At 46.5% G+C, this 21156-nt stretch carries 14 protein-coding genes; 3 read left to right on the top strand and 11 right to left on the bottom strand.

Annotation, left to right across the window (positions count from 1 at the left end; translation table 11 throughout):
- Positions 1-6: 6 nt before the first annotated feature.
- From DW091_RS16230 to DW091_RS16250, 6 genes are all read right to left on the bottom strand, one after another.
- On the bottom strand, positions 7-7170 hold the full coding sequence (locus DW091_RS16230; protein WP_118518685.1) for an Ig-like domain-containing protein: 7164 nt from the start codon (positions 7168-7170) through the stop codon (positions 7-9).
- Between the two features lie 71 nt (positions 7171-7241).
- The gene (locus DW091_RS16235; protein ID WP_118518686.1) at positions 7242-8036 is read right to left on the bottom strand and encodes a nucleotidyltransferase family protein; all 795 of its coding nucleotides are present in this window, start codon (positions 8034-8036) and stop codon (positions 7242-7244) included.
- A 192-nt stretch (positions 8037-8228) separates the two neighbouring features.
- Entirely contained in the window at positions 8229-9467 is a 1239-nt protein-coding gene (locus DW091_RS16240) for a tyrosine-type recombinase/integrase (RefSeq protein WP_118518687.1), read from the bottom strand.
- A gap of 330 nt (positions 9468-9797) precedes the next feature.
- Positions 9798-10715 carry a DMT family transporter gene (locus DW091_RS16245; RefSeq protein ID WP_096918873.1) on the bottom strand — a complete coding sequence of 306 codons (918 nt, stop codon included), beginning with the start codon at positions 10713-10715 and terminating at the stop codon, positions 9798-9800.
- A 13-nt stretch (positions 10716-10728) separates the two neighbouring features.
- The gene (locus DW091_RS20745) at positions 10729-10860 is read right to left on the bottom strand and encodes a hypothetical protein (protein ID WP_263422120.1); all 132 of its coding nucleotides are present in this window, start codon (positions 10858-10860) and stop codon (positions 10729-10731) included.
- A gap of 13 nt (positions 10861-10873) precedes the next feature.
- Positions 10874-12028, bottom strand: coding sequence for a uroporphyrinogen decarboxylase family protein (locus tag DW091_RS16250; RefSeq protein ID WP_118518688.1), 1155 nt, complete (start codon positions 12026-12028; stop codon positions 10874-10876).
- Positions 12029-12166: 138 nt separating this feature from the next.
- Here DW091_RS16250 and DW091_RS16255 point away from each other — a divergent pair, with 138 nt between their 5' ends.
- Complete coding sequence (locus DW091_RS16255; protein WP_096918874.1) at positions 12167-12886, top strand: TetR/AcrR family transcriptional regulator; 720 nt, start codon at positions 12167-12169, stop codon at positions 12884-12886.
- Positions 12887-12916: 30 nt separating this feature from the next.
- On the opposite strand, the gene DW091_RS16260 is transcribed toward DW091_RS16255, so the two are convergent.
- The 5 genes from DW091_RS16260 to DW091_RS16280 all read right to left on the bottom strand — a co-directional run bounded on the left by DW091_RS16260 (position 12917) and on the right by DW091_RS16280 (position 17917).
- Positions 12917-13606 carry a GntR family transcriptional regulator gene (locus DW091_RS16260; RefSeq protein ID WP_058693058.1) on the bottom strand — a complete coding sequence of 230 codons (690 nt, stop codon included), beginning with the start codon at positions 13604-13606 and terminating at the stop codon, positions 12917-12919.
- 21 nt (positions 13607-13627) lie between these two features.
- Entirely contained in the window at positions 13628-14128 is a 501-nt protein-coding gene (locus DW091_RS16265; RefSeq protein ID WP_158577922.1) for a UTRA domain-containing protein, read from the bottom strand.
- A 187-nt stretch (positions 14129-14315) separates the two neighbouring features.
- Positions 14316-14963: a cobalamin-dependent protein gene (locus DW091_RS16270; RefSeq protein ID WP_096918875.1), complete on the bottom strand. Its 648-nt coding sequence runs from the start codon at positions 14961-14963 to the stop codon at positions 14316-14318.
- A gap of 15 nt (positions 14964-14978) precedes the next feature.
- Positions 14979-16355 carry a trimethylamine methyltransferase family protein gene (locus tag DW091_RS16275; RefSeq protein ID WP_096918876.1) on the bottom strand — a complete coding sequence of 459 codons (1377 nt, stop codon included), beginning with the start codon at positions 16353-16355 and terminating at the stop codon, positions 14979-14981.
- Between the two features lie 104 nt (positions 16356-16459).
- On the bottom strand, positions 16460-17917 hold the full coding sequence (locus DW091_RS16280; protein ID WP_058693062.1) for a trimethylamine methyltransferase family protein: 1458 nt from the start codon (positions 17915-17917) through the stop codon (positions 16460-16462).
- 332 nt (positions 17918-18249) lie between these two features.
- On the opposite strand from DW091_RS16280, the gene DW091_RS16285 reads away from it, so the two are divergent.
- Together DW091_RS16285 and DW091_RS16290 are read left to right on the top strand one after the other, a co-directional pair.
- On the top strand, positions 18250-19767 hold the full coding sequence (locus tag DW091_RS16285; protein ID WP_074616302.1) for a BCCT family transporter: 1518 nt from the start codon (positions 18250-18252) through the stop codon (positions 19765-19767).
- Between the two features lie 59 nt (positions 19768-19826).
- Positions 19827-21101, top strand: a complete 1275-nt coding sequence (locus DW091_RS16290) for an MFS transporter (protein ID WP_058693064.1) — start codon at positions 19827-19829, stop codon at positions 21099-21101.
- Positions 21102-21156: the final 55 nt, after the last annotated feature.

Genomic DNA, 21156 nt, shown 5'->3' on the forward strand with positions numbered 1-21156 from the left:
TCCTCCTTATTTTATATAATTTTCAAGCATTTCTTTGATGTACGGGGTGTGGTCGGATGGACAAGGACTGGTTAGGTCATAGTTGCATGTTTTCTCTTCATTTTGATAGGCTGGTAAGTACAGAGCGTGACCACAGTAGTTTAAGTAAATGATGTTTTTGTCAATGAGATAACATTCTGGTACGCGTCTGAGACTGTTGTAGAAACCTTCTGCTTCAGGTTTTTTCTGTATAAAAGAATCAATTTGTTTATTCATTCTTTGAAAAATTCCGTCTTTTAAAGCTTTCATTTTGTCTGGATCGCTTGTATCGAACTGAATAGCAATAACCTGATTGCTGATTTGATTTTCGGGATCCTTGGGCATTATACAATTATTTACATGACAGCCTAATGTATCATAGATATTTTCATTTTCTAAAAATATGAAAGACCTAATGTCGCCCTCATCGTTTGATATAGCCATCGTTTCGCTGTCTTTAAAAACAGAGGCTAAATCATATCCATCAATCCAATTTGCCGCCGGGCCGCCGACGAAATCGCCGTTGCATCCATCCTTGTAAGACGCAACTGAATTGCCGGAAGCTGTGTAGTTGGTCAGTGTTACCGTCGGAGCTGTGGCTTTACCGACAATGCCGCCCGCGTAGGGATATTCCTGAGACGTCCCGTTTTGAACCGCTGAGACAGTGCTGTTGGTTACACTACAGGTTACAAAGACCGTGCCCGCGCCGGCGCGGCCAGCCAGTCCGCCGACATCAAGACTTCCCTGGATTTTGCCGTCTGCCGCGTCGCATTTTTTGATCGTCGTATTGCCGGCAACCGATCCAACCAGGGAGCCCGCTCCTTCGCTGGCGGTAATGTCCGCATTTTGAATGCTGAGATTTTGGATTGCACTGTCACTGACTGCGCCAAAGAGCCCTGCGTCCTTTAAGGACGCTGAGGCTATCTTCAAATTTGAAACCTTGTGGGTCTGCCCGTCAAAGGTTCCCTTGAAAGGCTTGTCCGATTTTCCAATGGGTGTCCACTCCCGATTGTCCAGGTCAATGTCCTGACTCAGCTGAATGGTCTTTCCGGAAAAATCATTTCCGTCATTTACCAAGGCTGCCAGTCCTGCCAGCTGCTCGCCGGTGGAGAGAGAAAAGCTGGTGTCCGTGTTGTTGTACCAACGGATGTCCGCAGAATCGGACCAGCTTGTCTTCTGCAAAATATCCTTGATATACAATTCGGTTTTTCCTAAAACAGAAGCCTGGCCGTGTGCATTGACATAGCCAGTCATTTTAACATGGTTAGTGATATCTGCATCTGCAGCAGGATTGACTGAGTCACCCAGATAGAAGTCATCATCAATATGAACGATGGCATCGTTCACCTGTGCGATTGCTGTGCCATCATAGCTGCAGCCGCCAGCATAGAATCTTCCGATTTTATCACTGCTGTTATTATCCTGTAATCGGACATTTCGAGCGTTTATTACGACATTTTCAACATTAGCAGTCTTGCTGCTAAGAGCCATGGCACCTCCAAATATTTCAGGGACTGTGCTGTCCGTTATATCTATTGCCGCTGTACCTGTCACATTAACGTTCGTGCCGGAATTGAATACCATGCCACCACCGATGATGGAGCCTGTTGTTGTGATCTTATCAATGATGATGTTCGTATTTTCACATGATGCGTCGCTATCGGCGCTGTCTGAATGGCCGCCGCCCAAAATAGACGCGTTAAAGTTCACAAGATTTTTAAGCGTAAGGTTTGTAGTTTTTACTGTTGCGCTGGCGTTTTTGCTTAAAGCCCATCCGCCCGCGTAAATATTTCCTTCGTCCATGCTGTTGTCACTGCAATAATAGCCCATATTGAACGTGCTGCTGTCGATTGAGATATGGGTGTTATTCACATCTGCTTTGGAGTTCGCTCCGTTGGCATAGCCGCCGCCCACAAAACAATCATCCACATATCCACCAGTGATGGTGATGCTGGTATTCCCGGTTACGCTGGCGTCTGCGTTGGCTTCTGTAGTCTTACCGCCGCCAAAGAGGTAGCTGATGCGTCCGCTTTTCATGGTAAAGTTTGTTGATGCAACGGTTTTATTAAGACTACCGGCAACAAAGTATAAGGATAAATTGTTATTATACTTTTCATTCAGTGGAATCATCTCCATGCCATCGCCAAACTCAAAATGATGGCCGTTGGCATACATATACCGGATGCCGTTGACATTTATTTTGATGTGGTCGAAAAGAGTGTCGGCGTCAAAGATCAAATCAGACTGCATCACCAGTCTTCCGTTATCCTTTCCCGTAAAGTGTACGGGCTTTGTAACGGTATATAAAGTTCCATTGCCAATATCCACGTCCCCGCTTACATAGACTGTTGTCTGTTTATCATCGGGCGCCTTTTCAAGGGCCGCTTCCATTGTTTTCAGCGGTTTACTCTCTTCAAAGCCAGGATAGCTGTCACTTCCGTTTGTAGAATCGACATAGAGCTTATCGGCAGCTGCAATTTCGAAAGTCAGTGTCAGCTCGGCTTTCGTCTGATTTTTTCCGGTAACCTCAATGATCGAGGTTGTATTTCCCTTAGTCGCTGGTGTTCCTGTGATTTTACCATTTTCCAGTTTTAGACCTTCCGGTAAAGGCTTGTCCTCTTTGACGGTGTAAGTGACGTTGCCGATGGCGGCGTCGTTTTGAATGGTAATTTTTGCTGACAGATCGTAAGCTTCAATGGCCATACCTACACTGCCTGCAACAGTGACGCTTTTCGGATTTAAAGTAATTTGTCTTAATTCGGGTTGGTTTCCTTCAAGTTTTCCATTTCCGGAGATAATCCCATTACAGACGATCCTGCCATTGTTGACAATGGTTCCGTTATTAATAAGCTCTTTATCTTCAGGAATGGTAAGTGTCTGCCCTTCAGGGATGGTCAGTGTGACGCCCTGTGGTATTGTCGCACTACCCGTTAAATCCATTGATCCTGCCAGTTCCACAGCCGGTGTCTGTACAAATTTGTCAAGCTTGGCGCTTGAAAGAACAGATGACAGGTAGCCCGCTGTCTTAACGATGGTTCCATCGACTACATTATTTGAATACTGAATTTTTCCTGGGCTGTTGTCGATATGGATAATTCCTGCCGCCCCTGTACTGCCTGAGTTTATTGAATCCGGGGACTTTTGAGTAAGGATTCCTGTCGACTGACAGTTTTCGACTTTTGACCCATCAGCTCCTTTAATCCAAGAACCGATTCCCGCAAGCTCGGTCCCGATTATATTACCATAATTGGTACAGCTTGAAATTTCTACTGTTAAATCGGTCTCAATGGTTCCAAAAATCCCACCAAAATGCCAGCCTCTTGTCTGAGTAAAGTAAGGCTGTGTATTGTCTGAAAGATTGTTGAAATTGTCGGCCGCCCAAAGGATATCGGCGGCGTTGCTGCAGCCGCTTACCTTGACTGCGCCGTTTTGGAGATCTTTTCGCTCAAGAGCGCCGATGATGCCCGCAGCGCCTGTGTCCATAGCGGTGATCTGACCAGAGACAATATGGCAGTTTTCAATTGTTACTGCGTCATAGCCAAAGCCGACAACTCCGCCAACACCGTAGTATCCCGTGATATTAATGTCTTCAAGCTTAATATTTTTAAAGGTGGCGCTGTTTGCGTTGCCAAAGAGGCCCACGGAGCACATTTTTTGAACGGACTGGGATAAATTTGATATTACATGTTCCCCGCCATCAAAAGTTCCGTTGAAATAGCAGATGGTTACCTTATCAGGTGTTTTGCCGTAATAATCAGCTTTTGAAATATCGTCGCTCATAGCGGTCTTGCCAATGGCGGTCCAGGGTTTGCCTGATAAATCAATGTCGTTCATCAGTGTAAAAGTTTTGCCTGCCATATTTTTGGCGGCCAGAGCAGTGTTGTTCTGGTCTTTTGCGTCGCCGTTAACCAGGGCTGCAAGGCCAGCCAGCTGGGCTGGGGTTTTGATTTCAAAGTTTTTTTCTTTATCGTTAAACCATGCGGTATCTACTCTGCTGCCATCCCAGGCGCCCACAGCTACGGCGGAGGTGGTGACAGCCTTTGAAATCCCGACAATGTTGGGATCGGTACTGCTTACCTCTGCCTGAATGAACTTGCCGATATCATTGGCGGTTACCGCATAGCTCGCTTTGTCAGCCCCGTCAATTTTTGTAAAGGGACCGTCTTTTGTATCGCTGGTAAACCACTGGTATTGAGTATCGCTGCCTGTGGCGTTTTCCACGCTGATGGTATCATAAACCTCTGGCGCTGTTTTATCCAATTCAATCTGAGCAATGTCTTCCTTGACGGTTACAACACAGGTATCGGTTTTTTGACCGTCTTTCGTGGTGACGGTAATATTGGCGGTTCCTCTGCCAACAGCCTTTACCATGCCCTCTGCGTCTACGGCTGCCACGGCTTCGTCGCTGCTGCTCCAGGCAATGGTTTTATCCGCGGCGTAATCCGGCGTGACAGTGGCCGTTAAGGTCTGCGTTTCACCAGTCTTCATTTCCAGCGTGTTCTTATCCAGGCTTACGCCGGTCACCTTATTATCTAAAATTCCGCTTAGTCTTGCGCTGGGACTGTCCTTATAATCGCCGGTTCCGGTAACGGTCAGCTGAAGAACCTTGCCGACATCGGCGGCGCTTAAGGTGTAAACCGCGCTGGTTTCGCCGGGGATCGGCTCAAAGGTGGTGCCGTCGCCTCTCAGCCATAAGTATGTTACTGTGGCGTTTTCGGGAACGGTGGTGGCTGTGACCTTATGCCCGACAACGGCTTGATTGTTTTCAAGAGTCAGATTAACGGCAATGACGGAGGTTTTTGCTGCTAATAGGCTCAGTGCATCGCTGATGGCTTTTGTCTTTTCGGCGATTTCTGTCTGTGTGGTTTCAGGCAGGGTCTTTGCCGCTTCATAGGCGTCTTGGAAGGCCTTCCAGCTGGCTGCGGTGTGATCGCTTTCCTGCTTGCCATCGGCGGTTTTTTTCATTTCATCGAGCTTATCGGCTCCGGCAAAGATCAATTGGGCTTTTGCGGCGGCCATTTCCTCAAGGGCGGTGTTTACCTGATCGGTTGAGGCCAGGGCGTCTGCTTCTATACGGACGGCATTGCTGACGGCTGTCTGATAGCTGTCCCAGGTGCTTTCTTTATAGTCGTCTGCCTTTAGCGTATAAACAGGCTCTTGATGATTTTCGCCAATTTCGGCGGTGATGGCTGCGGTTAAGGCGGTTTTATTCGCCGTGACGGCCTTGGTAGGCTCGCTTGTGACGCTGCCGGTATAGTGTCCGCTGACCTTTCCACTTGCGGTTAGGGTAAGGCTTTTGCCAATATCGCTTTCACGAACCGTATATGTGCTGCCACTGCCGGCATCCTGGCCGTCCAATTTCCAGCTCAATAGGACATCAGAGGCTGCGCCTTCGGGATCAGCCGCGGTGAGGGAAAGAATTTCCCCGACAGTGACGGTTTTTCCGCTGCCGCTCATTGTGACGCCTTTTAAGGGAGCGGTCACACGGAGGGTGATGGTCGCCATGATGGAGGCGTCGGTGGGATTTTCAGGAATCGCCATGATAACAACGTCTCCCGGCGCCTTTGCGGTAACGGTGCCGTCTTTATCGACAGTGGCGGTGCTTTCCGATGAGCTGCTCCATTTGACGTTTTTATTCGTGGCGTTATCCGGTTTGACGGAAGCGGTTAAAGGCAGGGTACTGCCAGTTTCGATACTGTCCGCTGTTTTTTGAATAACAACGCTGTCGACCGGGATATCTACCGGTTCTTTTTTTGTGACGGTAACGGCGCAGGTAGTTTTGTAGCTGCCGTCTTTTGTCACAACCGTAATTTTACTCTGTCCCTCGGCTAAAGCTGTGACTTTCCCGTTTCCGTCGACATTTGCAATTTTGCTGTCCTCGGCATACCATGCGATGGTTTTGTCTGCAGCGTTATCCGGAACGACTTTAGCGGTTAATACAGCGGTGTCGCCCACAGTCATGGTGAGCTGGCTTTGATCCAGGGATACGCCGGTAACACGGACTACTGCAGGCGTTGGTGTTGGTGTCGGCTCAGGCGTGGGCGTTGGCGTCGGTCCAGGCGTTGGCGCGGGTGTGGGGGCAGGGACCGGCTGTGGTGATGACGGCTGCGGCGTTTGCTGTGGCGCTGCCGGATTTGTCTGCCCGCCGCTGCTGGTATTATCGGCATTGCCGCTGGTATTATTGCTTTCGCGGCTGGTGTTGTCTGCCGTGGTGCTGGCGGTGGTATCAGTCGTTTTGGTCGAATCCACTTTGTTGTTCACGTCGTTCCCGTTCGCGCTTTTCGCGATAGGATTGGCGGAAACCTTAACGTTTGCGGGGACGATATTGCCCTGAATGTTTTCTTCTCGGTTGGTAATGACGTTTTCGACAACACCTTCTCCAGTAAGGCTTAACGTGGTTTCTGTGGCCAGTGTGTTTACTCTGGCGTCTTTCGCGATGTTCACGGTGCTGTCTTTGGCTTTATCTGTCACGATGAGCTTTCCGACTTCGGAGCTGGCATTGAGGTTTATCTCTGCCTTGGCGTTAATGTCAAGCTTATCGACTTTGGCGTTGATGACGAGTTTGGTCTCTTTGGCGTTTTCACCGACGACCAGTGTCTTAAGAGGGCTGTCGATCGTCATTTCGGCCTTGCCGTCCAGCTTGACGGTTTCGATCTTGGCTTCTTTGGCAATGGCAACAGTACTCCCCTCGCCATTTTTAGCGATTGACAGTGTGCTGATCTGTCCGCTGAGCTCCAGCTTTGCGGGCTGGATAACGTTCAGCTCTGCCGCCTCGGATTCTTTGTCCAGAATAAGGCGGACGTCTTTTTTGTTGACGCTGATTTTATTCAACGCGGTTTTTTCAAAATGGACGGAGTTTGCGCCGCCGCCGTTGATGTCCGTATCTTTGGAAATACGGCTGTTGCGGACGGTAACGGTTCCTTCTCCAACGGCTTTGTCGATGGTCAGGGTGCCGTTGATGGTGGCGTTTTCCAGTATGACGCCATCTGATTTGATCTGTACGTCGCCATAGGTGGCCTGATCGCTGTAGGTTCCTGCTGTGTCAAAGACTTTTGCTGCTGTCTGTTCGCTGCTTTTCCTGCCGCAGCCAAAGACCAGCAAAAGAATGGTGATCACGGCCAGAAGGACAATCGCGATGTTTTTCTTCTTCATCTTTTTACCTCTCGTATAGGATTATTTTATTTATAGTTATCGGGCATGGCCCTTGATAAGTAAATAATGATCTAATATTGCGCGTTTCTTTGAAAAGGCTTTTGTTTTTTTGAGAAACGCTTTACTTTTTTATTCCAAACCTTACCGCTTCCAGGAGCGTCGAAGCCATAAAAATGCCGAAGCGCACTTAGGTCGAAACGCAGCCAGGTAATCTTTTTTTGACAGAGGTTTACCTCCGCTGCTTTATCTGCCAGCTGCTTATAAAGGATTTCTGGCCGCCATTCATAAGCGTTTGAATAATCTTTGTATTTTTGGCTATCCACGCATGAGGCTTGGAGGGGATTATCATAAAAAAGCTTCTTAAGAATAAGGGTGGTTTCATCAAACTGGTAGCAGCGAGAAGCCTCTTTATCTATTACTGCGGGAGAGCCGCCTAAATCCCGCAACACATTGTGAGCGGCTGAAAATGCTTCTTCTCTTAGGAATAACTCGATTTTTTCACAGCAGCGTATATCTGGATAAGGATACAGATTTTTTAAGGAAAGATCTTTGCCTAAAAGGCACTTTATACCCTGTTCATCAAAGCTGCTGAGGATTTTTTTCAGCAAACGCTGCTGTTTTGCTTCCTCCAGAACAATTTTAATTTTGTTTTTTCGTATTTCGGCCATTACAGAAAGCTCAGGTTGATCGTTTTCACTCAAATATTCCACACCATAGCAAATGAATGGCACCATAGACAAGCGCGCCGCCTCCTGGTATAAACGTCCCCAGTCTAACTCTGAGGACGGCGGGGCTGGCGGATGTGCCGTCAGCACCGAACTGGCCAATTCATGCAGATACTGCGTTTCAGTTGTGCTGTTTTTCATACTGTCTCCTTAGCCCAAAACCGATTAAATATTTCTTTAACCTTATTTGTTTATAATATTAGCTGTTGCCATAGATAATACGGGTGCAGCTCGTTTTTTATTCGTGGAATCCTGTCATTCCACGAACTTTCCAGCGAAAACCCTGTAATCAGAGGGATTTTTTTGTTTTTTGACCAGAATTTGACCAGATTTTCAGAGGTTTTCGATTTTCGACATTTCGATACGGTCCTGCTCATCAATGGCATGTACATAAATCTGCAAGGTGATGCTGGGGTTTGAATGACCAAGGATTCTGCTTAATGTGGAGATCTGCATATTTTTGCTGGCCGCAATGGTGGCAAAGGTATGCCGTAGAGCATGGAAATTTACACAACGGATTCCAGCTTCTTTCAGAAGCGCCGAAAAATAATTTTGATAGGCTCTCGGGTCCAGATAGGAGCCTTGCCGGTTACTGAACACAAAGCTTTCTTCAGCGATGACGCCGCTTTTTTTCAAGCTTTTCTGATATGCGTGTAACAGCCTATAAATACCGTCGTTCATGGGAATATCTCTTTCAGAACAGGCGGATTTTGTTTGGCCAAACACGACTTCGGTTTTGTTCTTTTCAGACGATTCTGCCTTGACCCGCTGAATTGAATGACGGACATGAATCGTTTTTGACTGCAGATCAATATCGGCCCAGCGCAAGGCTGCCAGCTCGCCCAGGCGGATACCTGTTTTTAAGGCGAGTAAGATGGCGCGGGCTCTTTTGTCATAAAGCTTATCTTCAAGCACTTTTTCCAATTTTTGATACTCACTTTGTTTTAAATAATTGGGTTTTTTCTTTTGTCTGGGGGGAATATGTATATTTTTGCAGGGATTATTCTGAACCAGCTCTAATTCGAGCATCTTTTCAAAAAAGGACGACAGCAGTACAAGATGGATTTTTATGGTAGCGGGGGCCAGCCCCTTGCGGTTTTTTGCGTCGTTGCTAAGATAATGAATATAATCTTGAACCGTCTTTGTGGTCACTTCATTGACAGGGCAGTCCCCGAGCTGCGGCAGAATATGCTTATAGACGATGCTGCAATAGCGTGTGTAGGAGGAAGCCTTTACAGTAAGCTTTTTAGATTCTTCCAGCCATTGAACAAGGCACTGCCTCAGCGTTGCGCTGCTCTGGGCAAATTTATTATGCGAATAGCTTTCCGCCATACGCTCCAGGCTTTCTACCGGTAAGTTTTTTCTTTTTTGTTTGCGGATCAGACGTTCCAATGCTACTTTTTCGGAGACGCTTTTTTCAGCCTCCTCCAAAAGCGCTACGGCTTCCCGGTAAGTATCGGCGTAGATCGACCGGTAGATCGCTTTTCCATGAATACCCTTATATCCAGTAATATAACGCCCCTCATAACGGTGATCGGAACGCTTATATACATTTTTACGATGTTTTTTCATTACGATTCCTCCTCATACCATTTTTTTGACCAGATATACAATAATTATAAAACTTAAATAGTTCCAAAAGCGCTACTCGCACAGGCGGTTTCCTGTGACAACAATATTTTTGCCGCACATTTTTAAAATTAATGTATATAATTAATGGGAAAAGTGATATAATAAAAACAATATTTAATATTTGTATCTAAAGAGTGTTGCATTTTTGTTCGTGGAATGACAGGATTCCACGAGCTTTTTATATTTTCGGACTATAATTTTTAACAAAAAATAAAAAACACAGCTATATGATGGTAGCTGTGTTTTTTGTGAGAAAAAATTTCTGTTAATTTACAGTTCTTCGGCCGCCCCGGTCTTGTTCAGAATCACGACTGCGGCGATGACAACAGCGATCCCGAGAATCTGAATCCAGGAAATGACCTGCCCGAACATAAAATAGCCTAAAACAGCGGCGGTAATGGGCGAGAAGGCAGCCATCATATTGGTGATGGCCGGGTCCACCAGCGAGAAGGACTTGACCCAGACGTACTGGGTTAAAATCTGAGTAAAAATGCCGTAGGCGGCAATGGTGGCCACCAGCAGCGCGATGTTCTGCGCGGCGGCAATTTCTCCGACAACAGCCCAGGGTGGGCACACAGTCCAGTAAATCAGGGCAGCGCCCAGGTTATAGTAGGTGATCAGCACATCGTTGTCGATTTCATTGTTGAGTGCCCACTTGAGCAGCAGGGCAATGGCGCAGTTGCAGAACCAGTCCACCGCAATCCACAGAAGGCCCACGGGGCTGATGAAAGCTTCGGGTGAAAAGACATTCAGCACCATGACCATCCCCACAACCGCCAGGGAGAGGGAAAGAATTTTCCCCTTGGTGATCTTATATTTGAAGATAAATGAGGACAGCAGCATTAGAATAAAGACATGTGAAAAATCGAGAGCCGAGAAAACACCGGCGCCCATGTAATTTAAGCACATGGCATAAGAATAATAGGTCAGGGCATTGACGATGCCGCCGCCCACCAATACGATAAGCAGGTGTTTCCAGCAGATTTTAAATGCTTTTGGATTTTTCACCAGCGTTTTAATACCGTAAAAAATGATAATTATCATTGGCCCGAGCGACGAAACGGCAATATCACTCATGCCAAAATTTTTGAGCAGTGAGATGAAAATGCTCAGTGTTCCCCAGATTATTCCGGCAAGACCCCCGTACAGAATCCCCTTTGTCAGATTGCTTTTGCTTGTATCACTCATTTTAATTTCCCCCTTACATGATTAAGCTGATGATAAATGTTTCAAATTCTTTTTCCGTGACCGACAGGCTTTCCCGGATCAAGGCTTGATATTCCTCAGGATATTCTCTGATAAACGTTTCAATGCTTTGGTTTTCTTCATACATATGATTTTCCCCCCTAATATTTTCCGTATTCTCGTACAAATTGCAGCACCGCTTTCATTTTTTCAGGCTCTGCCTCACTAATGTGGAAAGGCGCTTTATTAAAGCCGAAGTAGAATTGCCCATACGCCATTCCAATATCCATAAGCTCTTTGGCCTTATCCAAACATTCTTGAAGTGGGTAATGTGTCAGATAATCCAGTGGATAGGCGCAGGAAACCATGTTTTTTCCTTTAAAAGCTTCGAGGGTTTTTGTGAAATCCTGATTTTGAATGGCGATGATGACCTTGTCTTTGGGCAGCTCGGCATAATAATCTAAATACCGGCCATCGCTGTAGTCTCCCTGAAACTGGAGGTACAGATAGTGCCCCTTTTCTACCAGGGTATCACAAACCTTCTTAAAAGTAGGCCAGAAGAATTTGTCAAAATTCCGAGGGCTGATCATAGGCGGCAGGTGCACAAAAGCACAGGCGCAGGACAGGCCGCTTTCATCCGCCGGAAGGGTATTTTCAACATAATCAATCATGACGGGCGCCAGCGCTTCGCAGGCTGCCTTCAGCTCTTTCTTCCTCCGACGCATATCAAGTGAAATCTGCGTCAGGCCTCTGAGGTGATCTCCGATCAGATCAAAAGGTGCGTAAAACATGGAGCCGTAATAGATTGGAACCTCATGTTCATACGTAACGGTAAAAAGCTGGTTATAGAAATTTGTCATTTGATTTTTTTCAAAAAGAAGGGTCTGGGCAATGGCACTTATAGCTTTTTGGTCGTCTTTTCCAATGGCACTGTACATTTTTGGAAGGATATTTTTGATAATACACGCCATGGGGTCAGCAATAAGCGCAGGATATTCTGTGTCGCTCAGTGCCATAACCTCGGGGTGCTGCATAATGCCATTTTCCCGGTTTTGTATCCATGTCCGGCTTCCTAAAAGAAAGCTTCTCTGCGGTGGTATCCAGCCAAGGCCAAAGGTGGCATCTATCTCAAAATCTGAAAGCAGCTTTTCATAGGCCTCAATAATTAAGGTGTAATCCCAGCTGGCCCTCATAAAATCCAGTCCTGCGTATTCACAGGCGTAGCTTGTCTCAAAATCTGCCAGTATGGGGACGTGCGCGGCTGTTTGCCCGCACATGGCATTCTTAATATTCTGAATGCGTTCTTCATAAATCATTTTAATCTCTCCCTTTTATTATATGCATATAATATTATATGCATATAAGTTTATAATCTGTTGATATTTTTGTCAAGTAATTTTTATTTTTTATTTTTTTTACAAAAAATGCATGCTATAATAAACCAGAGGTGAATTATGGCCAATTACAAAAAAGGAACAGAGACAAAAACAGCGCTATACGACAGCGCGAAGAAGTTTTTTTATACAAAAGGTTACAATGAAACGACCATTAAGGAAATTGTTGAGGACGCCGAATCAAATCCTGGTTTGTTTGTCTATTATTTTGAGGGAAAAGAGTCGGTTGCCATCAGCATTTTTCGGGAATTTGCAGATGCGATCACTTCTGCGCTTAAGGATATCCTCGTGCCGTTAGGAGAAAAAGGGGAGGATCTGCTCATTGATATGGTAGAATACCGGGCATATTTTGAGTGCATTAATGCCGGCCCTGAAATTATACGATTTTACAATGATATTTCTGAGCTTGGAAGCTTTCCAAAGCTGGTCATCAGCTGGATGGATTTCTTTACCCATAAACGTTATAAAGACGGTCTGAGATATGAAACGAATCCCATGATTTGTGATAAAACCTATTTTGATGCCGTCGCTTCTCTGACGGCAGGTATGCAGATTCAGTTTTTCAGGGATATTATCCAAAAGAATATTGATATTCCCTATGAGGACGCTGTCGATATGTTTTTAACGGAGTGTTACCGTTTTTTGGTGCCGGATAAAAATCAGGTTCTGGAAAATGTTCGGAAATCCCGTAAAGTGAACGAGGGGTTAAATTTTGTGGTGAGTGAATACTTTAAGGTGACGGTTGAGAAGAAAAAGCAGAAAATAAAAACACAGCTGTGAGATTTCACAACTGTGTTTTTTTATAATGTTTTATTTTACAAAAGATTTCCCATAAAGGTCAATGTTTTCTCCGGCTGCGTAGAGCACGCTTTTTCCAACGGGTTCGTCCTTCATGGTGTAATAATAGGTGGTAAAACAGAATACCGGGTCATCCCTGTCCACTAACAGTTTATTCTGGATAAAGCGGTTTGGCGTATCCATGGTAATCTCGAGGACTTTTTTGATTTCAAAACCATCGAGGATTTTGTTGATGGTCAGAAGGTTTTTTTCAGTCATATCCGCCATACTCTCCGGATTATAACGGCCGTTTAAGAGAAGCGCGGTAATGATATAACAGATAGGGAGAGTGTCGGAATACAGGATCTGGCGCAGCTCCACGGCTTTCATTTCCTGCCGGATCTCACGCATTTTTATGAGAGAGAGGCTTATGTCCTCAACGCTGATCTCGGTGATCTCCTCGTTAATATTGGCCTGTGGTGCGAAACTGATGAGGTACTGTTCCTTTTCACATTCCCGAACAAAGGTCCCTACCCGCTCCACAGCGCTCAGGTAGCCCTTATTGATTAAGGAGGAGATGCTCTTGCGGACTGTGACGATGCTGGTGCTGTACTTTTTAGCCAGCTCGGCATAGGTGGGGAGCTTTTCTCCAGGCTTCAGGTTGCCGTAATGGATGTCGTCCATAATATCATTGATGATCTGATCGTATATTTTTACTTTCATTGGTGTCACCTGCTTTGGCCTTTAGGGCAGATAGGTAATGCCGGTCAGCTTACAGCACTCCTTCCTTATATAAAGCTTGCGCATACCCAGAGGGTCGTCGTTATCCATGAGGTTTTGGGTAATCTGCATGACGGGCGTATCCTCGGGGATATTCAGCTTTTCCGCGGCCTGGGCGTCACAGCATGCGGCCTCGATGTGAATGCGTTCCTGGGTAATGTAAAGATGGTTTCGCTGGTTGACGATTTCGCTGAAGCTGTTGTACTCAAAATCGTCGTTCCAGGGAGAAATGCCGGGAAAATAAGGAATAAACTGGTTGTCATAGATGACGGGAAGGTCATCCTTGAACAGAAGCCAGTTGATGAGCACAATGCGGGAGTCCGGCGCGACCCGCAGATGATAAACCAACTCGATGGTGGGTTTGATGATCTCTGAGCCCAGCAGCTCCACGCGGTTGTAGGGCTCCTTTAAAATGTTTTCAGGCTTTAAGGAGAGGACAAACTTATCGTTGGTTTTGGCCAGCACATAGTTGCCCTTGCCGGGAATGGTATAGACATAGCCCTCCTCGATAAGGTTACGCAGGGCGTTGCGGATGGTGATCCGGCTGACTTTAAATTCCTCGGCCAGGGTGTTCTCCGGCGGCAGCGGTGTATCGGGCAGATAAATGCGCTGCTTGATTTTATTTTTTATTTTATCGCAGATTTCGTCGTATTTATAACTTATGGGAAACGCCCCCTTCCATCCATTCCTTACAGAGGTTTACGCCTTCGTAAACATCCTTGGTAAAAGCATCGGCGCCTACGTATGCCACAGCGTCCTTGTGCGTTGACAGGCCGCCGAGGATGATCTTTACTTCATCTCTCAGGTTTTCCTTTACCAGGAGCTCGTTGGTCTCTTTCATATATTTTACGCCGTTTGCCATGATCGAGCTGATGGCAATCACATCGGGATGGGATTTTTTGGTTTCCTCCACGATTTTTTCCGGCGAGATGTCAATGCCCAGGTCGATGACCTTAAAGCCGGACATGAGGGCCGCGCTTTTGAAAATGGACTTTCCAATGTCGTGGAGATCGCATTCGATGGTGCATAAAAGAATGGTGCCGATAGCCTCTTCGGGATTTTCCTTTTCGAGCTTCAGGCAGTCGAGCTTTAGAATTTCCTCAAAAATAATGCCGGCCATCATGAGGTCGGTGACGCCGTAACGTCCAGTTTCAAAATATTTGCCAACCTCGTCCAGTCCGGCCTGGACGGATTCGATGATCTGCATCTGGGAGGCGCCTTCTTTAACGGCGTAGCGTACCAGCTTGATGACCTTTTTTTCTTCCAGTTTTTTAACAGCGGTTACGATGGATTCTAGCAATGGGGGGCCTCCTTTTTAATCGATAAATGCTTTGGGCAGATAGTCTTCGATGCGTTTTTTCTGCGCATGGGTCAGTGGCGGCGCTGTATAATTTCCAAGCCGCTCATCAATGAGTGCGCTTGTTTCTTCGATAATATCCTGCTCTCCGTCTGTGCTTTTAAAGGGATAGGGATGGTAATGCTTTCGGATAAGGCGCAGATTACTCATGTTGATATAGTTATCGGTGCATCCGGTCTCCTTGATGGCGTCTTTCATCAGGGTTACAGCGTTGACCTCAAAGCCGTTTAAATAATGTTTAACCGTAGCGTACAGGGCTTCGTCCAGGATATATTTATTATAATTGACAGTGTTTAGAGAATCCTCCATGCCAAAGGCATGCATCATGCAGTCGATGCCGGAAAACAGGCAGGAAAAAAGGTTCATGAAGCTCTCGGCGCCGCTCTGGTAGTCCAGGTACTTGGAGTCTGTAAAGACACCGCCGGACCGGACAGGAATCTTATAAAACCGGCCCATTTCTGCTGCGGCCATGGTAAAGAGCGCAGTGGTTGGCTCGCCGGGGGAAGCGTCTGCGTTAAATGGATTCACGCCAAAAAGCGGGAAGCCGTAGACAATGGGAAGGCCCGGCCGCACCATTTGAGCCAGAATAATACCAGCCAGCACGGCGGCATTGCTGATCAGGAAGTTGGAAGTTGGCAGAGGCGGTGCGGTCAGCCCGCTGAGTCCGCTGCCGCAGGCCACCATCAGGGGCTGATTTTCCTCTCCGTGTACCAGAATGACATCGGCGGTGCCCTCTCCCATGATCAGCGGTGCGGAGATATTGATATTGCCGATGAGGAGATTGCTGTCCTGGGAGTCCCAGTATTCTCTGGCAAAACGAATGCTTTCACGTGCCGACGGGCCGCTCTGGGTCATGGAAAAGGCAGGCTTATCGGAATATTTTAGGCACATGGCCATTTTATATTTTTCTCTGAAATCAATGGGAACATCCATGGGCTCAAGAACATAGGGACAGGCCATGCTCATCAGTCTGCTTGTCTGGTTGAGCTTTGTAAAATTGATAAAGTCTTCGCGTCCCGCCAAATGGCTGACGTTGTTCTTCTTTGCATAGGTGGCGCCGTAGGGCGGCATGGTGCAGGTAGTACCGTCGCCCACGGTTACACGGTGACCGGGTGTGTTAAAGGTAAAGGAGGAAGGCACGTCGACAAGACGGTCTTCTACGATTTTGGGCGGAAGAAAGACCTTTTTGCCTTCTACCTTTGCACCGTTTTTTTTAAAGGTGCTTCTTGCTTTTTCAGAATGAACAACAATACCTGTGTTTTCCAAAATATCCAGAGAATATTCATGAATTTGCTGGCACTCTTCTTTTTCAGAAAATGAATAGCGTAATTTCATGGGTGACCTTCCTTTTAAGTATAACCGGGTAACAAAATAAAATCTGATACCACTAATGATACCAGATTTTATCCGAAAAATGAATACTATATATAGAGGGTTAATTAAAACTTTTCGTCTTCAGGCAGATAACGGTTCAGGATATCCTTCTGAGTCTTGGTTAAGTCAGGTAATGTATAGCTTGCGACACGTTCTTCTACTTCTTTGCTGGCGCGCTCGCGGAGATCGCCGATTTCATCGAAGATCGGCTGTGGGTTGCCAGCCTGGCGGTTAAAGAGTTTGGTCAGCCAATGTTCCTGACGGTATTCCTTCGGCGTTCTTCCGGAGAGGTAATTGCCAAGAGGACCGGCTTTCTTGATGGCGTCAAATACTTTTTCGGCCTTGACGTCAGAGATGTCGATACCCCTGTTGAGGCGCAGTAAAATACGGTTGACTTCTTCGTCAAGAACAAATTTTTCATAGCTTCCCAGTGCATAGGCCTGGAGAATACCGGCATGGTTCAGAACAAAGTCGGATTTTCCGAGATAGGTGGTCATGAGGATCATGAAGCTTTCAACACCGGCCTGATAGTCTGGTTTTAAGGAGTCTGTACCGGCAATACCGGTTCTTACTGGCAGCTGGTAGTAGCGGCCAAGAGCCAGAGAGGCCATCTGGATGAGCTGGGCTTCCGGTGCACCGATGGAGCAGGCTACGCTGCGCATATCGGTAGCGGTAGAAACGGTACCGTAGATAACAGGGTTGCCAGGGTTGATCAGCTGAGTTAAAACGATACCGGCCAGAATGGTCGCGTTATTCTGGATAACAGAACCGAGAAGTGCTGCCGGTGCGGTCAGGTTGGTCATAGAGCAGGTGATGATGGTAACCGGCTGTCCTTCTTCAACCAGCCCCATGATATTGTCAAGAACTTCATAGGAATAGCCGAGTGGCGACAGTGCACAGGTATTGGTTAAGAGCACCGGGCGGTCCCAGATGTCATAGAATTCTTTATAAAGCTTTGCGATGTCCTTGGCTTCCTGTTTTAAACTTTTGCCCCGGACGTTCATGCTGTTGGCGACATTGCCGTAGGTTGGTTTCTGAGAATATTTCAGGCACATGGCGACCTGAGGCAGATAGAAATCTTCTTTGGTCTTGTCCAGATCTGGTGTATCGTATGCGGAGTTGTTGACAAAGTCAGTGACATCGCTGGTATCCATTAATTTCAGGAATTTAACCATGTCGTCTTTTTGCGCAACGCGGTATTCGTCATCTTCAAATAAGAATTTCGGTGGTCCGTAGCAGCCAACTGTTTTTGGCTTATAGCGTTCGCCTATTTTGGTTTCGCCGGCAGCGGTATAAACGGTAAAGGTTTTGGGTGCGGTTTCGAGCGCCTTGTTTAACAGGTCTTCATCGATCTTTACAATGCTGCCTTCAACGGTAGCGCCGTGCTTTTTAAAGATTTCCAGTGCTTCTGGACAGTCGAAAGAAACCCCTACTTCCTTCAAAACTCTCAGCGAGTATTCGTGTAATAATTCAACATCTCTGGTAGAAACATATTTGTCATAAAATCTTCTGTTAACGTACATGGTACACCTCCAAATTTAATAAATACATGTATTTCACAAGCTCAATATATCACGATATGGAAAGGTTGTCAATACAAAAAACTGGAAAAATATAAAAATTTTGATAAATTTCAGGGTTTAAATCGGGTTATTTAGTAAAAAACAGTAGTTTTCTTCTATAGAAGCCTTAAAGAAACATCGTAAAAAATAGAAAATAATTATTTTTTTGGTTGACGTTTCTAATGAAATCGTGTTATACTTCGTTTATAAAAGACATGTATTTCACAAAAAGCATGCTTTTTTACAGAAGCATTTCGATCGTCGTTGTTGTTTATCTCAGAATGGAGGCAATTATGAAAAAGATATTTGAGTCTGTAGATAAAACAATTTTTTTGGTAGCCGGAAGTATCACTTTGTTACTTGCCATTGTCAGCATTGTTTTTACCGAACAGGTCGCAAGCATATTTTCTGGTATTTTTAATTTCTTTACGAGTACACTGGGGTTTGCCTATATTGGCTTTGCGCTCTTTGTAATTGTCGCCTGTTTGTTTGTCTCTTTCAGCAAATATGGAAAAATACGTCTGGGCGGAGATGATGAAAAACCTGAGTACAGCAACATCAGCTGGTTTTCGATGATTTTTGCGGCAGGCATGGGCATTGGCCTGGTATTCTGGAGTGTGGCGGAGCCCATGAACCATTTTATGGTGCCGCCCTTTGCTGATCCGCAGACACCGGAGGCAGCTGTGGAAGCGCTCCAGTATACTTTTCTGCACTGGGGAGTGCATCCCTGGGCATTATATGCAGCGGTCGCGCTGCCCATGGCCTACTTTCATTTCAGAAAGGGTCTGCCGCTTCTGGTGAGCTCGTCCTTCTATCCATTCCTTGGTGATAAGGCGCTGAAAGGCGGGTTTTCAAAAGGAATTGACACCTTTACAGTTATTTTGATTCTGATTGGCGTGGCCACATCCTTTGGGCTGGGAGCGCTGCAGATTCAGAGCGGTCTGGAATTTGTTTTCCATATCTCAGGCGGAACGCTGCTGGCGGTGGTGATTGTTGTTATCTGTACGGTTCTGTTTGTGATTTCCTCGACAGCAGGCATTGACCGGGGTATGAAGCTTCTCAGCAATACCAATACGGTCATTGTGTTTGCCGTTATGCTGTTTGTCCTGCTTGTGGGACCGACGCTGTATATCTTTAATATTACGCTGGAGAGTATCGGCGATTATATTTTTAAATTTATTCCCATGAGCTTTTTCACCGATGCTAACGGCACCGTGGCGGCTCATACGGGTGAAAACTGGATCGGTAACTGGACTGTCTTTTACTGGGCATGGTGGATTACCTGGACCCCCTTTGTGGGCAGCTTTATTGCCAAGATTTCAAAAGGGCGCACAATCCGGGAATTTGTCCTCGCTATTTTGGGTGTTCCAACCATCATGAGCTGTATCTGGTTTGGTATTATGGGCGGCACCGGCCTTAATATGGAGCTTACAAATCCTGGCAGCGTGATTCAGAACGGCGCTGTGGATACGAACAGCTCCGTGTTCCAGATGCTCAGCAATCTGCCGCTGTCCGGTGTTATTTCTGTCCTTGTCATGCTGTCCCTGCTGGTCTTTTTCCTGACCTCGGCTGATGCGGGTGTGCAGGTCGTGAGCACCATGAGCTCCAGGGGCAGAGAAAATTCTCAGAAGCTAATCAAGGTCATCTGGGGTGTGATCTTGGGCTTGCTTGCTATTATGTTTATCGTGACCGGAGGACTTTCTGCGGTGCAGTCATTGTCCTTTGCTTTCAGTTTCCCGTTCTTGATTATTATCTGCCTGATGATGGCGGGATTTTTCAAGTATCTTAAAAAAGAGGAATTGGATGAGTAATGCCGTTGTCGTCAAAGAACGAACGGGGCTGATTGTTTGTTAAATTTGGAGGGGTAATTATGGAATTAGATAAAAAGAAAAGAAATATTGTTCTCGTCATTTTGAGTATGATCGCCGGGATCGCTTACCTGACGCCGCTGATCCGGTTTTCCTTTTATGACCAGATGATCGTAGCGCTGAACATCAACGATGTGCAGCTGGGGACCATCGCCGGTGTTTACGGGCTTTTTAATGTTATCGGCTATGTGCCGAGCGGTATTTTGGCTGAAAAGTTTAACACGAAGAAACTGCTGATTCTGTCCTGTGGGGCCATGTGCCTGGTAACACTGTGGTATTCGAGCTTTCCGGGCTACACGGCGCTCATTATCATTCACGCGCTTTACGGCATCTTCAGTGTGGGAACTTTCTGGTCACCTTACCTTAAGGCCATTCGCAACCTGGGCAGCGAAAATGAACAGGGACGTCTCTTTGGGATCAGTGAAGGGCTGCGCGGTATCGGACAGACAGCGGTCGCTTTCCTCTGCCTGTGGGCCATGGGGCTTTTTGCGACTCAGGCAGCCGGCTTCAGAGCAGTGCTTTTAATTAACGCTGCGGCCTTTGCCCTGTTGACTGTCTTGGTGATCGTGCTGGTACCAGATTTTGATAAAGGCAAAAAAGAACAGAATGCCAAGGCGGAAAAAAAGGAAAGCATGTGGAAAGCTTTTGGCATGTCCTCCACCTGGCTGTGTATTTTTGTAATTATGTGCGGTTATACCCTCTGGAATACTGCCAATGGTTACATGGGCACATACTGTACCCGTGTGCTGAACATTTCGCCAGAGCTCTCAAGCACCCTGTCCATTATCCGGAGTTATATCATTGTCTTTGTGGCCGGCATTTCCGGCGGGATTATCATGGACAAGTTCAGCTATAAAGGCAAGGGGATGTTCTGGACCTTCCTGGCCACAGGCATCTGTGTGCTGGCCATCCTGTTTACCTCTAAGATTGTGGCAGTCTGTGTGGTCATTACCGTTGTGCTGGCTTATCTGGTCAATGTGCTTAAATCTACCTACTGGTCTATTCTGGGTGAAGCGGGTGTGCCGTTAGCCATGACCGGTATCGCCACCGGGATTATTTCCTTTATCGCACTGACACCAGATATCTTTGTAGCGCCGATCATCAGCCGATTTTTGGCCTACGGCGAAGCAGGCGGCAATGTAGAACTGGGCTTTAACATGATGCTGATCTGGATGGTTGTCTGGGCTGTACTCGGCGTTTTCTCCGCTATTTTACTCAAGAGACGCGGTGTGAAGACCAAGCAACTGGAACAGGCGGCACAGGTAGAAAACGCGTAAGCTGAAAAATAAAGCATCATCAATCTCATATAAAGAAGGCCCCGGGAATAACGCC

The organism is Eubacterium sp. AM05-23, from assembly GCF_003477535.1.
Lineage (GTDB): Bacteria > Bacillota > Clostridia > Eubacteriales > Eubacteriaceae > Eubacterium > Eubacterium maltosivorans.

Coding starts and splice junctions, on each gene's coding strand:
- DW091_RS16230 (WP_118518685.1), bottom strand. CDS start 7,170: ATGAAGAAGAAAAACATCGCGATTGTCCTTCTGGCCGTGATCACCATT.
- DW091_RS16235 (WP_118518686.1), bottom strand. CDS start 8,036: ATGAAAAACAGCACAACTGAAACGCAGTATCTGCATGAATTGGCCAGT.
- DW091_RS16240 (WP_118518687.1), bottom strand. CDS start 9,467: ATGAAAAAACATCGTAAAAATGTATATAAGCGTTCCGATCACCGTTAT.
- DW091_RS16245 (WP_096918873.1), bottom strand. CDS start 10,715: ATGAGTGATACAAGCAAAAGCAATCTGACAAAGGGGATTCTGTACGGG.
- DW091_RS20745 (WP_263422120.1), bottom strand. CDS start 10,860: ATGTATGAAGAAAACCAAAGCATTGAAACGTTTATCAGAGAATATCCT.
- DW091_RS16250 (WP_118518688.1), bottom strand. CDS start 12,028: ATGATTTATGAAGAACGCATTCAGAATATTAAGAATGCCATGTGCGGG.
- DW091_RS16255 (WP_096918874.1), top strand. CDS start 12,167: ATGGCCAATTACAAAAAAGGAACAGAGACAAAAACAGCGCTATACGAC.
- DW091_RS16260 (WP_058693058.1), bottom strand. CDS start 13,606: ATGAAAGTAAAAATATACGATCAGATCATCAATGATATTATGGACGAC.
- DW091_RS16275 (WP_096918876.1), bottom strand. CDS start 16,355: ATGAAATTACGCTATTCATTTTCTGAAAAAGAAGAGTGCCAGCAAATT.
- DW091_RS16280 (WP_058693062.1), bottom strand. CDS start 17,917: ATGTACGTTAACAGAAGATTTTATGACAAATATGTTTCTACCAGAGAT.
- DW091_RS16285 (WP_074616302.1), top strand. CDS start 18,250: ATGAAAAAGATATTTGAGTCTGTAGATAAAACAATTTTTTTGGTAGCC.
- DW091_RS16290 (WP_058693064.1), top strand. CDS start 19,827: ATGGAATTAGATAAAAAGAAAAGAAATATTGTTCTCGTCATTTTGAGT.